This window comes from Arthrobacter sp. LjRoot78 (assembly GCF_964254335.1).
Lineage (GTDB): Bacteria > Actinomycetota > Actinomycetes > Actinomycetales > Micrococcaceae > Arthrobacter.
In genome coordinates this window covers 833,165-846,769 of sequence record NZ_CAXUTG020000001.1, presented here as the reverse complement: position 1 = coordinate 846,769, position 13,605 = coordinate 833,165, and the positions used below count along the sequence as shown (strand labels likewise).

Below are 13,605 nucleotides of genomic sequence, written 5' to 3'. Positions count from 1 at the left end.
CGAATTAGCAGTCAGTCCGTGGGAGTGCTAAGTCAATAATTAGCACTCCCCCGGGGAGAGTGCAAGCAGGTATTGCGCAGAAAGGCCCTGCTGCAGCCCCCGCTACGCTAGGAGCGATCAGCCGCCGGCACGGGCGGCGGTTTCGCTTCCGCTCATCCGGGCCCTGTTATCTGCGGCGTAGGTGAACACCATGTAGTTGGCGCTGGTGACGTCCCCGGTGGCATCGAAGCCGATCCGCCCGGATTCGCCGTCGTAATCCGCAGGCTTACCGGCCTTGAGTGCGTCGGCACATTCTTTGTAGCTCCTGCACGGTTCAACCGTGCCCGCGTCCTGCTGCCCGGAGACCGCAATCAGCTTGGCAGCGATGGAGGAGCCGGCGTCGTCCTGCGCCGCGGCAGCCGCGATGGCGGCCAGGTTGACGGCGTCGTAGGTTTCCGCGGCGAACGTCATGTCCTTGAGGCCGGGATCAACCGCCACAAGTTCCCCCTGGAAGTGCGCCGAGGGGAAGACTCCCGGCAGAATTCCGCGGGCACCATCAAGAGCCTTTGACCCCAGGGCGGAGCCGTACTGGTTGATGGCGCCGTCACTGAGGATCAGTTTGTTGCCCGCGAGACCCGCGTTGTTGAGTTCCGCTATTGCGCCCTGGGCGCCGGCGCGGGCCACGAGGATGACGGCGTCCGGGCCGGCGGCCTTGGCGGCTGCGGCCGCCTGCTGTGCCTGGCCGGCCGTGAATCCCGCCTCCGCCACCGTGCCGATGCCTGCTGCCTTCGCTGCGGCGGCGACGGCCACGGAGACGTCCTTGCCGTAAAGGCCGTCCTCGTGAAGGACCGCTATTGTCCGGGCGCCGCTGTCCTTGGCCAGCTTGACCAGCACTGGCGCCTGGGCCACGTCGGCTGCCGAAGTGCGGAAGTAGTATCCGCCACTCCTGTACCGCGTGAGCCCGTGCGCGGCGTTCGCCGGCGAGATAATGGCCACTTTGGCCCGCGACAGGACATCGATTGCCCCCGGGGCGCGGCTCGAGTCAGTGGGACCGATGACCACGTCCGCCTTGGCCGCCACGAGTTCCTTGGCCTGCGAGGAGGTGTCCTCACTGATTTTTTCGGGAAGCAGTTCCACCGGCCGCCCCTTGTGGCCCCCTGCGGCGTTAATCTCCTGGACCGCAAGTTTTGCGGCGGCCAGCTGGGAGGAGTTCAGGAAGGACTGTTTTCCGGTGTTGTCCAGGATCAGGCCTATGCGCAGTGTGCCGTCGCCATTGGCGTCGACCGTATCAACCCGTACGTTGCCGCTCTGGCCGGAGCAGCCGGCCAAGGCGAACGCCGTTGCTGCGGCAAGGACCGCCGCCGAAACCAGCCGCGGCCGCGCCCGACCGGAGCGGGCAGGAATGCCTGGGCCATGCACTGCCGCGGGCAGCATCAGGCCGGCCGGACGTTCTCTGCCTGGGGACCCTTCTCGCCTTCGCCGACTTCGAACTGCACCCGCTGCCCTTCATCCAGGGCGCGGTAGCCCTCACCCTCGATGGCCGACCAGTGGACGAAGACATCGTCTCCGGAGTCGTCAACGGTGATGAAGCCGTAGCCTTTTTCGGCGTTGAACCATTTGACGGTTCCCAATGCCATGGTGCCCACTTTCGGTTGCTTCTGTTCGGCCCACGTCACTGTGCGCCATCGGTACGGTCCGCATCCAAACGCGGCGCCCGGAATCACTTTAGCCATAGCCGTTTGCCGGGGGCAGGACCCCGTCCTGCGAGCCCCTAATAGTTATTCAGGCGTAACCGAAATTCCTTACTCGAAACCGGGTCCGAGGACCACGACCAGCGGCATCTGGAACTCGGCGGAGTCCACCAGTGTGGTGATGTTCAGAAGCTCGCCGAGCGCCTCGGCGTTCGCTTTTTGCTCAGCCCCGCTGTAGTAGATCACAGACGACTTCTGGGGCATTCCGCCCCAGTTACCAACCGGTCCCAAAGCCCACCCGTCCCCGGCCACGGTGGCGCTGACGCGGCCGGCCAGCCCGGCTGTGGTGGTCCCGTTGTAGACGGCCACGGCCTGGGTCTTGTCAACAGCCTGCGCGTCGGCGGAGGGCACTGCGGAGGAAGTGCCGCTGTTCGCGAGCGACTCGCTGGCGGAGGGGGTCGCGCTTGGCTCCGCGCTAGGCTCGGCGCTCGGGGATTGGGAGGTTTGCGACGCCTCGGTGGAAGGGGAAGCCGAGGGGCTCTCCAAGGCGGACCCTGCCGCCAGCAGCGGGGTGCCGGTGGGAACGAATCCCAGCTTGGGCAGGAACAGGAAGGCAACCAGGCCGATGGCGAGCGCCACAACGCCGACGGCCAGGATGGGTCCCAGACGGCGCCGGGGAGCATCGGAGGCGACCCGGTGGACACCCTGTCGTGAAGAGGCCTCCGGGACCCTGTCGAATTCATCCCGAGCGTATTTGGTCATGGTAAAACGATGTCCTTGGTGGTTTGCTGATTGCCCAGCCCCGACTGTTATGCGTCAGAGCCCAAACGGCGCGCCGTGCGCGCCCGTTGGCGTGACGTACGTAGTCTACGCAATCTCTTCACGAGCATGGGGTCGTGGGCCAGGGCGTCCTCGGTATCAATCAGCGTGTTGAGGATCTGGTAGTAGTGCGTGGCCGAGAGGTCGAACAGCTCACGAATGGCCTGCTCCTTGGCCCCTGCGTACTTCCACCACTGCCGCTCGAGGGCCAGCATCTGCTGGTCCCGCTCGCTCAGCCGTGAGCCCTGCTGCGGAGCGGGCACGAAGCCGTTCGCTGCCGCGCCTGGGCTGCCGGCGGCCGCAAGTGAGACGTCGTCGTGCACGGGTTCGGCCACGGCAAACTCCTTCACTCGATCCGGTCAAAGTCTTTTTCCATGGTACGGGCGAATAACACGCCTGTCATTTACGCAGTATGACGTGGCGGCGCGGAGGCGGGGCCTTTGACTGGTGCTGGCTCCCGGCGACGGATTTTCCGGGATCCTAGGTGAGTGTTGTCGTCCGCCGCCTCTGCTCCGGGCAGCACTGCGAGAATGGACTCGTGTTTGATTCTGAAGCTTTGTTCGAGCTGGAGCCTGCCGTGGAGGCTTTGGGTTTCGCTGAGATGGCGCAGTTGCCGCTGGACCGCCTGATGGCCGCGGACTGGGCGGCATCGCTGGCGCCGGTCGAGGCCGGGTTGCGCAGCGTCCTGGAGTACCTCGCTACTGAAGTGGCCGACGGGCACCAGGTGCTGCCGTCGCCGTCGAACGTGCTGCGCGCCTTCCAACAGCCGCTGGCCGGCGTCAAGGTCCTCATTGTGGGCCAGGATCCGTACCCGACCCCCGGCCACCCCATCGGCTTGTCCTTCGCAGTGGAGGGGCACACCCGGCCCATTCCGCGGAGTCTTGCGAACATCTATAAGGAAATGGAATCCGACCTCGGCCTTCCCGCCCGCGTCCACGGGGACCTCACGCGCTGGGCGGACCAGGGCGTCCTCCTCCTGAACCGTGTCCTGACAGTCCGTGCCGGAGCGGCCGGGTCCCACCGGGGTAAAGGCTGGGAACCGATTACGACGGCGGCAATCGCCGCCGTCGCCGGGCGCCGCGCTGCTGATGGCAGCCGGGCGCCCATCGTGGCTGTGCTGTGGGGCAAGGATGCCGAGGGCGTCCGCCCCTTGCTTGGGGATGCTCCCGTGCTTGCCAGTGCCCATCCCAGCCCGTTGTCGGCCGCGCGCGGATTCTTTGGGTCCCGCCCGTTCAGCAAGGCCAACGAGCTGCTCCGTTCGCAGGGATCGGAGCCCGTCGACTGGGAACTCCCGCCGGTCTCTTAGCCTAGGCTTACTTCCATGACTTCCCTCCCTGCCGCCACGTCAGCCAGCCGAAAATCGCGCCCCCAGACGAACCTTACGGTCCTCCGGCGCGAGGAACTCTCGCCGCACATGGTGCGGATCGTGGCCGGCGGCGAAGGCTTTTCCAGCTATGTGAACAACGATTACGTAGACCGTTACGTGAAGATCGCCTTCCCGCAGCCTGGCGTTGAGTACCCGATCCCCCTTGACCTGTGGGCCATCCGTGAGTCGATGCCCCGCGAACAATGGCCGCACACGCGGACCTACACTGTCCGCTGGGTGGACGTGGCAGCCCGTGAACTGGCCATCGACTTCGTGATTCACGGTGACGAAGGCCTGGCCGGCCCTTGGGCGGCCAATGCCCGGCCCGGCGACAGCCTGGTACTCACCGGGCCGGGGGGCGGCTACAACCCGGACCCGGCCGCCGACTGGCACCTTTTCGCCGGTGATGAGGCGGCCCTTCCGGCCATCGCCGCCGCGATTGAGTCGCTTCCGCCTGAGGCGCGCGGACTCGCGTTCCTGGAAGTGGACAGCGACGCAGAGATGCAGCCCATCACCGCCCCGGCCGGCCTGCAGATCCAGTGGCTGCCGCGCAACGGCACGCCTGCCGGCGGCAGCGGGCTCCTGGTCAGCGCTGTGCGCGATGCCGAGTGGCCGGAGGGCAGGGTGCAGGTCTTCGCCCACGGTGAGCGGGGCAACATGAAGTCCCTTCGCGAAGTCTTCTTCCGTGAGCGCGGCCTTGAACGGGCGCAGGTATCGCTTTCGGGCTACTGGGCCACGGGACGCGTGGAGGACGACTTCCAGGCCGAGAAAAAGCTCCCGATCGGCCAGATCTAGGGAAGCCTTCCCCGGTTAGCGGCGCCGGGCTCGGCGGCGTTCGTTACTGGCCAGGCTCCGCGTGAGCGGGCGGGCCAAAGTGTCGCCGAGGACGATTCCGGCGGCCACTCCCAGCACGATCGCCCCGGCGTTCAGCATGCCCCCTGCGCCCATCAGAATCTGCGACTCTTCAATGGTCAAAACATACATGGACCGGAATATAGTCAGGCCAGGCAAAAGGATGAGGGCCGCTGGGACGGCCACCACCAGCTGTGGCGCACCCATCTTCAAGGCGACAACCCTGGCCAGGAGGCCGATGACCACCGCGGCCACGGCCGGGGAAAACCTGGCCCCCATGCCGATCAGGTCGGCGCCGAGCAGCACGAGATGGCCAACAACGCCCACCGCCGCGGTGGGCAGCAGCAGCTTCCAGGCGGTCTGTTCCGTGATGCCAATGGCGACAACAGCTACTGCCACCAGGATGATGAGCGCCCACAACGGATACGCCGGCGGGAATGTTTCCGTGACGTCGATTTCCTCCATACCCATCTTCGTGCCCAGCACGAAAGCGACGGAGATGCCGGACACCAGCGCGCCGAAGGTCAGCATGGTGGACAGGAACCGGCCCGCCGCCGTCACCGGGAAGCCGTTGATGGCGTCCTGTACGGACGAAACGAGGCGGCCGGTGGGCAGGAGCAGCAGGATTCCGCCTACCACCACGATCGCGGGCGCGATCTGGATTCCCACGGGACTGCCGAACCGCCACAGGAGCAGGGCGATGAACGTGACCAGGAAAGCGCATGACGCCGTGGTGAAGAAGTCCGGAACCCGCCAGCGGCCCAACTGCCGGGCGAGCAGGCTCACCAGGATGTTCGAGCCGAACGCCACGGCCGAAGCGCCCGGGCCGCCGCCCAGCACACCGACGAAAACCGCGGCGAACACCGCGAAGGCAACGGTGACCATCCAGCGCGGAAACGGCTTGGAGCTTCGGATGATTTCATCCAGCCGGCGGACCGCCTCATCACGGCCGACGCCGCCGGCCACGATGTCCGTGACCAGCTGGTGCACCTGGGCCAGGCCCGCGTAGTTGTTGGTCCACGACCGCACCACCCGGAGCAACGAAATGGGGGTCTGGTCCTTGGGTGCGTAGTTGATGGCCACCGACTGGTTAGTGATGTCCACTTCGATATGTTTCAGGCCCAGGGCAGCAGTGATGGCGATGATGCTGGTTTCCACTTCCAGGGCGCCGGCGCCGTACCGGAACATTGACTCGGCCAGGTGGAGCGCGAAGTCAATGGTCTTGCGGGCGGAGGTGTCCACTCCCCCCACCTGGATCATGGGGTTGGCATAGGGACTTCCCGCGAGCCTGTCCACGATGCTCATGGGCGCGGTGGGCGGATTTTCGCCCTGCACGAGCCTACGCAGCATGCGCTTGGCGGCAGCGTTCTGCCGCACCTGGGATGCGGTGAGTGGTTGGGTCGGGGGCAGCGCCGCCGTGGGCGGCCTGCGGCGACCGTCGGGTGCTTTGGTCATTGCGGCCTCCTCTAGGGCTTCACAAGGCTTAGTAGAATTGCTGGCCGGTTCGCCTGGTGTAAAGCTGGCGCGCCACGCGTTCGCCGGCGGCCATCCAGGCCTTGTACTTCAGCGGGCTGAGAACCTGGTCATAGCAGCCCACGAAGTCGGTGACCGTTTTGCTGAAACTGGTCTTGAACAGCCCCAAGCCGTGGAACGGGTTGGAGGTGTCCTTGAGTTTGTCGCTCGGCGGGGTGCCGCAGAAGTCGTACTCGGTGCAGCCGAGTTCCTTGACCTGGTTGATGGCGGTCCATTGCACCAGGTGGGAGTCGCCGTACTGGCTGCGCTTCTGGAGTGAGCCGCCGTCCTTGTACGTCCCTTTGCGTCCGTAGTTGATCACAAAGGCGCCCACCGAGGGCACCCCGTCCTCGTAGACGAACAGGAGCCGGCCCTGGCCGCGGCTGATGAAGTTGGTCCAGAACTGCCGGTAATACTCATACTCGCGGACCCTGACCTGCGACTTCGCTTCCACCGTGGTGGTCATCAGCGCGTACATGGCCCGGAAGTTCTCCTCCGTGGGCTCCACGTTGCGGACTTCCACTCCCTCGCGGATCGCCCTGCGGACAGCGTTGCGTCCCCTGGAGTGCAGGTTCCGCAGCAGTTGGTTTTCCTCCGGTGCGATGTCCAGCAGAGCGGTGGAGTCGTTGGGCTGCAGGTTGTGCGTCTTGACCAGTCCTGCGCCCTCAATCACCCGCTTTGCGTCCTCGGAAAGGATGATGTCCGGCTCGATCTTGATGGCAAAGACGCCCAGCTTTGCGCGTTTCACGAATTCGGCGTTTGCGGCGGCGATGCCCGGGATATCCTCGACTGCTGCGACGTCCGGTCCCTTGATGAGGTACCAGAGCTTGCCCAGGACCGGGAAGGATTTCTCCAGCACCAGGTTGTAGCTCGTGTAGTCCGCGGTTTCGTAGACGAGGTGGAGGGGCTTCCAGCCAAAGTGTTGTTTGACCTCGGCGAAAGCCTCGGACTGAAGCAGGTTTCCGCCGTTCGGGTTCGCAGTGACGTGGTTGTCCCAGTTGGCGACCTCCTCGGCGGAGGCAAAGCGGGCAGTAAATTCTCGCAAGTGCGCGGTGTCCAATCTTTGCGGTCTGTGCTTCGGTGGCATGCCGGGCATGCAAGCCACAAGTCTATCGGCCCTCCCTAGGGGGACGCTGACCGGTCACCGCGTCGCGGCATCCGCGCTCAGAGCCGGATCTGTTCCAGGGACTCGAGCCGCACGGCCAGGGGTTCCTTGCCCAGGGAGCGTTGGCTTTTGACCAGTCGGTCCGCATTTTCCAGCCGGGACAGGCTCAGTCCGGTCAATTCAGCGATTTGGGCAATCGGGACCTGGAAGGTTCGAAAAGGGCCCAGCGGCGGCGGTTCATCGGCAAGGAGACGTTCACGGATGGCCTTCTTGAGGTCCACCTTCCCCAGCAGCGGGGACTGGTCCAGCACGAATCCCGCCGCCGCGAGCTTTCCGTCCGTGGTCCAGGCTGCGACCTTCCAGAACTTCCGCGGTATCTGGACGCCCCTGTACGGCAGGTCGTCGTCTGCCAGGACAGGCCCGGTGAACACGCTGAGCTTGGCGTCGTTGAGGTCCGCGTGGTTAAGGACGTGGTTCTCCAGCCCCACCCAGAGTTCCTTGCCCTGGTTGAAGTCGTCAACCTGGGGCGCGGCATTGGTGAAGGCGAAAGTGTCCTGGTTGGCGGCCTTGGCCGTTGCCGGATCGCCCCACACCGGATCCAGCCGCCGGACCAGATGCCCCCGGTCGAAGGCGTTGTTCTTGTAGACGTCCGGGCCCGCCTGCTGTTCCTTCGGGACCCTGGGATCGAAATGCCAGGTTCCTTCGCGGGCCAAGGGGACCAGCTCGCGTCCGTGGATGTTCACGCCGACGACGGCGGCCAGCTTCCGTGACGGGCGCAGCCGGACGGAAAAGTGAATGTAGTCAAGCAAGACCGTTGCTGCCGGCGGACTGGGCAGCTCAAGGCGTGCCCGCAAAAAGTCCCGGTCATATCCCCCAGTCATAGCTCCATAGTGGCACTGCTCCCGACGGGTGAACAGACCAGCTTGACTAGGAATGCCGTACTGGCAAGGGTTGGAGCATGCAGGCAGCTTACGAACAGCCCACACCAAGGCCCGGCGGCGGGCCGGCCGCCGGAGCCGAGCGCCGGAGCACCCGGGCGCAACTGCTGGGGCTGGCCGTCTTCCTTGGTGCTTCCGCCCTGGTCGCCTGGTTGGGCGCCTTTGCCACCCTGAACAACGTGGACGGCTGGTATGCCACAGCTGACAAGGCCCCGTGGTCACCGCCCAATTGGGTGTTCGGCCCCGTCTGGACGCTGCTCTACACCGCCATGGCCGTTGCCGCCTGGCTCGTCTGGCGGCGCCGCGCCCGACGCACCGGACCAGCCTTGGCGGCTTACGGGGTCCAGCTGGGGCTCAATCTGTCGTGGACGCCGGTGTTCTTCGGCCTCTATCCGGTGATGGGTACAGCGGCGCTCTGGCTGGGGCTCGCCATCATCATCGCCCTGGTCATCGCTGTAACAGTGACGGTCCTGTACTTCGGCCCCATCAGCAGGACCGCAGGCTTACTGCTGTTGCCTTATATCTCCTGGCTGGTTTTCGCCACGAGCCTTAACTGGTGGGCGGCCCTGCACAACTAGCTATCGACGGGTTTGCCCACCGGACTACGGAGTCAGCATTCGACGACGTTGACGGCGAGGCCGCCCATCGCGGTTTCCTTGTATTTGGAGGACATGTCCTTGCCGGTCTCGCGCATGGTCACGATGACCTCGTCCAGGGACACCCGGTGCGTCCCGTCGCCCCAGAGCGCCATCTTCGCGGCGTTGATCGCCTTCGCGGCCGCGATCGCGTTCCGCTCAATGCACGGGATCTGCACCAAACCGCCGATCGGATCACACGTCAGCCCCAGATTGTGCTCCATCGCGATCTCCGCCGCGTTCTCCACCTGTTGGGGTGTGCCGCCCATGACCTCCGCCAACCCGGCAGCGGCCATCGAGGACGCCGAACCCACCTCACCCTGGCAGCCCACCTCCGCACCGGAAATCGAGGCCTGCTCCTTGTACAGCACCCCGACCGCGGCCGCGGCCAGCAGGAACTTCACCACCACATCATCCCGGTCCGCCTGCGTGGCCTTATCCATCCCCGGCGCGAAATGCAGCGCGTAATACAGCACCGCCGGAATGATCCCGGCCGCCCCGTTCGTCGGCGCCGTCACCACCCTCCCGCCCGAGGCGTTCTCCTCATTCACCGCCAGCGCGATCAGGTTCACCCACTCCTGCCAGTACTTCGGATCCCGGTACTCCGGATCATGATCCCGGGTCTCCTTCAGCAACCGCTCATGCCAGTCCGGGGCCCGGCGGCGGACCTTCAACCCGCCCGGCAACAAACCCTCACGCTTCAAGGACACCGCCACGCACTCCTCCATCACCGCATAAATGTGCAGCAGGCCCGCCCGGATCTCCTCCTCCGACCGGGACGCGCGTTCATTCACGAACATGATCTCCCCGATCGACAGGCCCTTGGACTGGCACCGGCCCAGCAGCTCCGCCGCAGTACGGAACGGCAACGGCAGTTCCTTCCTGGACTCCTCCAGCTCCTGCTGCGCCGCGTCCTCCCCGCCCTCACGGACAATGAAACCGCCGCCCACCGAGAAAAACGTCGCCGCACGCAGCACCTCACCGGCGCCGTCCGAGACCGTAAACGTCATCCCGTTCGTGTGCCGCGGCAGGACCGTCAACGGCCGCAACACCATGTCCTTCACCCCATACGGGAGCTGCACCGACCCGGCCAGCTGCAGCTTCCCGGACTCCGCGATCGCCGCCAGCCGCTCCTCCACCTCCGCCGGCAGAATCTTCTCCGGATGAAAACCCTCCAACCCCAGCAGGATCGCCGTCATCGTCCCATGACCGTGACCAGTCGCCGCGAGCGACCCATACAGATCCACCCGCAACCCCGCCACCCTCTCAAGGTCACCGGACGCCCGCAACTCCTCCGCGAACACCGCCGCAGCACGCATCGGACCCACCGTATGCGAACTCGACGGCCCAATCCCGATGGAAAAAAGATCAAAGACACCAACAGCCATGGCCGGGGTTCCTAACTAGGTCTAACAGTGGTCCGGCAGATGGTCCTGCCGGAAGGCCGCGCACCAACCGGTCGGCGGCGCGCTGCCGGATACACGACGACGGGCGGCAGCTTATGGCGGCCGCCCGGCGTCGTGATCTCTACTTCTGTAATACGGCCTCTAGGCGAGGTTCGCAACCGAGGGGTAGAGCGGGTGGGCGGCGGCGAGGGCCTCCACCCGTGAGCGCAGACCGGAAAGGTCCGCGCCGGCGTCGGCGATGAGGGCCTCCGCGATGATGTCCGCCACCTCGGCGAAGGCTGCTTCGCCGAAGCCACGGGTCGCGAGGGCCGGGGTGCCGATGCGCAGTCCCGAGGTGACCATCGGCGGCCTCGGATCGAACGGCACGGCGTTGCGGTTGACGGTGATGTCGATTTCCGCGAGGCGGTCCTCTGCCTGCTGGCCGTCGAGTTCGCAGTTGCGGAGGTCCACGAGGACCAGGTGCACGTCGGTGCCGCCGGAGATCACGTTAATCCCCTTGGCGGTCACGTCCGGCTGGACCAGGCGGTCAGCCAGGATCCGGGCACCGGCAAGGACGCGCTCCTGGCGTTCCTTGAACTCCGGGGACGCTGCGATCTTGAACGCCACGGCCTTGCCGGCAATGACGTGCTCCAGCGGGCCGCCCTGCTGGCCGGGGAACACTGCCGAGTTGATCTTCTTGGCGATGTCGGCGTCGTTGGAGAGGATGATGCCGCCGCGCGGACCGGCGAGGGTCTTGTGCGTGGTGGAGGTGGTGACGTGGGCGTGCGGCACCGGGGAGGGGTGCAGCCCGGCTGCAACGAGCCCGGCGAAGTGCGCCATGTCCACCATCAGGTAGGCGCCCACGGAGTCGGCGATCCGGCGGAACTCGGCAAAGTCCAGCTGCCGGGCGTAGGCGGACCAGCCCGCGACGATCAGCTGCGGCTTGTGCTCCTGCGCCAGGCGCTCCACCTCGGCCATGTCGATCCGGTGGTCCTCTTCGCGGACCTGGTACGGGATGACGTTGTACAGGCGGCCGGAGAAGTTGATCCGCATGCCGTGGGTCAGGTGCCCGCCATGTGCCAGGTTCAGGCCCATGATGGTGTCGCCCGGCTTGATCAGCGCATGCATCACCGAGGCGTTGGCCTGCGCACCGGAGTGCGGCTGCACGTTCGCGTACTCGGCACCGAACAGGGCCTTCACCCGGTCGATGGCCAGCTGCTCGACGACGTCAACGTGCTCGCAGCCCCCGTAGTAGCGCTTGCCCGGGTAGCCCTCGGCGTACTTGTTGGTGAGCACGGAGCCCTGCGCCTGCATGACGGCCTTGGCGGTGTGGTTCTCCGAGGCGATCATTTCCAGGCCGGTACGCTGGCGGCCCAGCTCGTCGTCGATCTTTGCCGCGATCTCCGGGTCAAGCGAGGACAGGTCCGCGTCCAGGGACGGGGAGACTACCTGCTCGAACGCCACAGTGCCTGCGCCCGCGGTTGCGCCGCTCACAGTTCGCCGCCGTTCTTGGCAGCGTATTCCTCTGCGGAAAGCAGCGGGCCGTCGGAGTCGGCGGCGACCTTGAAGAGCCAGCCGGCACCGTACGGGTCGCTGTTGATCAGCGCGGGGTCGTCGACGACGGCGGAGTTGGTTTCCGTGACCTCGCCGGTGACCGGGGAGTACAGGTCCGAGACGGACTTGGTGGACTCGACCTCGCCGCAGGTCTCCCCTGCGGTCACGGTGGAGCCGACCTCGGGCAGGTCTACGTACACGATGTCGCCGAGGGCGTCCGTGGCCACGGCGGAAATGCCGATGGACACAAGGTTGCCGGCCTCGCGGGCAACCCACTCGTGTTCGTCGGAGTACTGCAGTTCAGCGGCTACTTTTGCCATGGTGTTCCTTAATCTCGTTACTTTTTGTGGTCTGGTGGGGAGGCGGGTGACCGAATTCCTCCGCGTGCTGCCGGGTTTCGACAAGCTCAACCCCCAATGATCGAGCTTGCCGGGTTGGGGGCACGACGGTTGCCGGCCCCTTTCGGGGCTGGCATCCGGAAGCGTGCGTCTAAGGGAGCGTCACGTCCGCCCAGCGGGCGTCTACGCGACCGAGCACGCGGAGGATGTCAGCCCCGACGGGGCCAAACAGAGCCGGGCGGGCCCCGACGGAGCCAGCCTATGGGCTACTTTTGGCGCTTGTAGAAAGGCAGTGCGACGACTTCGAAAGGCTCTGCCTTGCCGCGGAGGTCGATGTCCAGGGCGGTGCCCACCTCGGAGTGCTCGACGTCGACATAGGCAAGCGCTACAGGGTAACCAAGGGTGGGGCTCGGCTGGCCGGAGGTCACTTCGCCAACCACGTTGCCGTCCTTGAGGACCGGGTAGTGGCCGCGGCCGGCACGCCGACCAAGACCCTTAAGGCCCACGAGCTTGCGCCCGCTCGTGGAACCGGCGCCGCCGGCCTTGAGTGCTTCCAGTGCCGCACGGCCCACGAAGTCGCTTTCCTTGGCGAGCGAGACAACCGGGCCGAGGCCTGCTGCGTAAGGGTTGCCTTCTCGGGAGAGCTCGTTGCCGTAGAGCGGCATGCCGGCTTCCAGGCGCAGCGAGTCGCGGCATGCCAGTCCGGCGGGAACCAGCTCGCCTTCCTCGGCGACGGCTTCGATGGCCTGCCACAGGGCGGCTGCGTCGTCGTTGTCCACGAAGATCTCGAAGCCGTCTTCGCCGGTGTACCCGGTGCGTGCCAGCAGGAGGTCCTTGCTGCTGCCGGCCACCAGGAAGGGAACTTCCACGGCGGCGTAGTACTTCAGGCCGGTGAGCAGCTCGTGCTGTGCCGCCGGGACCAGGCGGAGCAGGATGGCTTCGGCCTTGGGACCCTGGACGGCGATCAGCGAGGTCGCCGCGGAGGCGTCCTGGACGACGACGTCGAAGTTCGCTGCCCGTTCGGCAAGTGCTGCGGCAACCACCACGGCGTTGCCGGCGTTGGGCACTACCAGGAACTTGTCCGTGCTGTTTCCTGCGGCATCCGCAACTGCAGGACGCCGGTACGTGATCAGGTCGTCGATGATGCCGCCGTCCTCCTGGCAGATCAGCGAGTACTTGGCCTTGCCCACGGACATGGCGGAGATCTTTCCGACCAGGGCATAGTCGAGGAAGGCTGCGGCGTCCGGGCCGGTCACCCAGACTTCGCCCATGTGGGAGAGGTCGAACAGGCCGGCGGCGTTGCGGACAGCGTGGTGCTCGGCCAGTTCGGAGGAGTACTTCAGGGGCATCTGCCAGCCACCGAAATCGGTGAAGGATGCGCCCAGTTTCTTGTGCTCCTCGTAGAGCGCGGTGTAATTCTCAGTCATCGGG

General features: G+C 65.9%; 14 protein-coding genes. 3 read left to right on the top strand and 11 right to left on the bottom strand.

All coding sequences use genetic code 11. The features are described from left to right. Window positions 1-117 precede the first annotated feature (117 nt). From ACSQ1X_RS04030 to ACSQ1X_RS04015, 4 genes are all read right to left on the bottom strand, one after another. Window positions 118-1,413 carry an ABC transporter substrate-binding protein gene (locus ACSQ1X_RS04030; protein ID WP_436056731.1) on the bottom strand — a complete coding sequence of 432 codons (1,296 nt, stop codon included), beginning with the start codon at window positions 1,411-1,413 and terminating at the stop codon, window positions 118-120. Then, window positions 1,413-1,616 (bottom strand): cold-shock protein, encoded by a 204-nt coding sequence (locus ACSQ1X_RS04025; protein WP_156037126.1) that lies wholly within the window; start codon window positions 1,614-1,616, stop codon window positions 1,413-1,415. Before ACSQ1X_RS04025 ends, ACSQ1X_RS04030 begins: the two co-directional genes overlap by 1 nt. Window positions 1,617-1,781: 165 nt before the next feature. Further along, complete coding sequence (locus ACSQ1X_RS04020; protein ID WP_436056730.1) at window positions 1,782-2,432, bottom strand: LytR C-terminal domain-containing protein; 651 nt, start codon at window positions 2,430-2,432, stop codon at window positions 1,782-1,784. 47 nt (window positions 2,433-2,479) lie between these two features. Next, window positions 2,480-2,752, bottom strand: coding sequence for a DUF3263 domain-containing protein (locus tag ACSQ1X_RS04015; RefSeq protein WP_436059252.1), 273 nt, complete (start codon window positions 2,750-2,752; stop codon window positions 2,480-2,482). 275 nt (window positions 2,753-3,027) lie between these two features. Between ACSQ1X_RS04015 and ACSQ1X_RS04010 the strand changes: the two genes are divergently transcribed. After that, complete coding sequence (locus ACSQ1X_RS04010) at window positions 3,028-3,795, top strand: uracil-DNA glycosylase (protein WP_436056729.1); 768 nt, start codon at window positions 3,028-3,030, stop codon at window positions 3,793-3,795. Window positions 3,796-3,810: 15 nt separating this feature from the next. Beyond that, a complete protein-coding gene (locus ACSQ1X_RS04005; protein WP_055797580.1) occupies window positions 3,811-4,650 on the top strand; it encodes a siderophore-interacting protein in 840 nt (279 codons plus the stop codon). Window positions 4,651-4,665: 15 nt separating this feature from the next. Here ACSQ1X_RS04005 and ACSQ1X_RS04000 read toward each other — a convergent pair whose 3' ends face one another. The 3 genes from ACSQ1X_RS04000 to ACSQ1X_RS03990 all read right to left on the bottom strand — a co-directional run bounded on the left by ACSQ1X_RS04000 (window position 4,666) and on the right by ACSQ1X_RS03990 (window position 8,205). After that, window positions 4,666-6,162: a threonine/serine ThrE exporter family protein gene (locus tag ACSQ1X_RS04000; protein ID WP_055797576.1), complete on the bottom strand. Its 1,497-nt coding sequence runs from the start codon at window positions 6,160-6,162 to the stop codon at window positions 4,666-4,668. 28 nt (window positions 6,163-6,190) lie between these two features. Continuing rightward, window positions 6,191-7,264 carry a lipid II:glycine glycyltransferase FemX gene (locus ACSQ1X_RS03995; protein ID WP_055797574.1) on the bottom strand — a complete coding sequence of 358 codons (1,074 nt, stop codon included), beginning with the start codon at window positions 7,262-7,264 and terminating at the stop codon, window positions 6,191-6,193. A 119-nt stretch (window positions 7,265-7,383) separates the two neighbouring features. Then, window positions 7,384-8,205 carry a DNA/RNA non-specific endonuclease gene (locus tag ACSQ1X_RS03990; RefSeq protein ID WP_055797571.1) on the bottom strand — a complete coding sequence of 274 codons (822 nt, stop codon included), beginning with the start codon at window positions 8,203-8,205 and terminating at the stop codon, window positions 7,384-7,386. A 77-nt stretch (window positions 8,206-8,282) separates the two neighbouring features. Here ACSQ1X_RS03990 and ACSQ1X_RS03985 point away from each other — a divergent pair, with 77 nt between their 5' ends. After that, the gene (locus ACSQ1X_RS03985) at window positions 8,283-8,840 is read left to right on the top strand and encodes a TspO/MBR family protein (protein ID WP_436056728.1); all 558 of its coding nucleotides are present in this window, start codon (window positions 8,283-8,285) and stop codon (window positions 8,838-8,840) included. Window positions 8,841-8,872: 32 nt separating this feature from the next. On the opposite strand, the gene ACSQ1X_RS03980 is transcribed toward ACSQ1X_RS03985, so the two are convergent. From ACSQ1X_RS03980 to gcvT, 4 genes are all read right to left on the bottom strand, one after another. Then, on the bottom strand, window positions 8,873-10,285 hold the full coding sequence (locus ACSQ1X_RS03980) for an L-serine ammonia-lyase (protein WP_436056727.1): 1,413 nt from the start codon (window positions 10,283-10,285) through the stop codon (window positions 8,873-8,875). 159 nt (window positions 10,286-10,444) lie between these two features. After that, on the bottom strand, window positions 10,445-11,776 hold the full coding sequence (gene glyA / locus ACSQ1X_RS03975) for a serine hydroxymethyltransferase (RefSeq protein ID WP_436056726.1): 1,332 nt from the start codon (window positions 11,774-11,776) through the stop codon (window positions 10,445-10,447). After that, on the bottom strand, window positions 11,773-12,156 hold the full coding sequence (gene gcvH / locus ACSQ1X_RS03970; protein ID WP_028271334.1) for a glycine cleavage system protein GcvH: 384 nt from the start codon (window positions 12,154-12,156) through the stop codon (window positions 11,773-11,775). Before gcvH ends, glyA begins: the two co-directional genes overlap by 4 nt. A 284-nt stretch (window positions 12,157-12,440) precedes the next feature. Then, window positions 12,441-13,601, bottom strand: coding sequence for a glycine cleavage system aminomethyltransferase GcvT (gene gcvT, locus ACSQ1X_RS03965; protein ID WP_436056725.1), 1,161 nt, complete (start codon window positions 13,599-13,601; stop codon window positions 12,441-12,443). Window positions 13,602-13,605 lie beyond the last annotated feature (4 nt).

Coding starts and splice junctions, on each gene's coding strand:
- ACSQ1X_RS04000 (WP_055797576.1), bottom strand. CDS start 6,162: ATGACCAAAGCACCCGACGGTCGCCGCAGGCCGCCCACGGCGGCGCTG.
- ACSQ1X_RS04020 (WP_436056730.1), bottom strand. CDS start 2,432: ATGACCAAATACGCTCGGGATGAATTCGACAGGGTCCCGGAGGCCTCT.
- ACSQ1X_RS04025 (WP_156037126.1), bottom strand. CDS start 1,616: ATGGCATTGGGAACCGTCAAATGGTTCAACGCCGAAAAAGGCTACGGC.
- ACSQ1X_RS03980 (WP_436056727.1), bottom strand. CDS start 10,285: ATGGCTGTTGGTGTCTTTGATCTTTTTTCCATCGGGATTGGGCCGTCG.
- gcvH (WP_028271334.1), bottom strand. CDS start 12,156: ATGGCAAAAGTAGCCGCTGAACTGCAGTACTCCGACGAACACGAGTGG.
- gcvT (WP_436056725.1), bottom strand. CDS start 13,601: ATGACTGAGAATTACACCGCGCTCTACGAGGAGCACAAGAAACTGGGC.
- ACSQ1X_RS04005 (WP_055797580.1), top strand. CDS start 3,811: ATGACTTCCCTCCCTGCCGCCACGTCAGCCAGCCGAAAATCGCGCCCC.
- ACSQ1X_RS03990 (WP_055797571.1), bottom strand. CDS start 8,205: ATGACTGGGGGATATGACCGGGACTTTTTGCGGGCACGCCTTGAGCTG.
- ACSQ1X_RS04030 (WP_436056731.1), bottom strand. CDS start 1,413: ATGCTGCCCGCGGCAGTGCATGGCCCAGGCATTCCTGCCCGCTCCGGT.
- ACSQ1X_RS03985 (WP_436056728.1), top strand. CDS start 8,283: ATGCAGGCAGCTTACGAACAGCCCACACCAAGGCCCGGCGGCGGGCCG.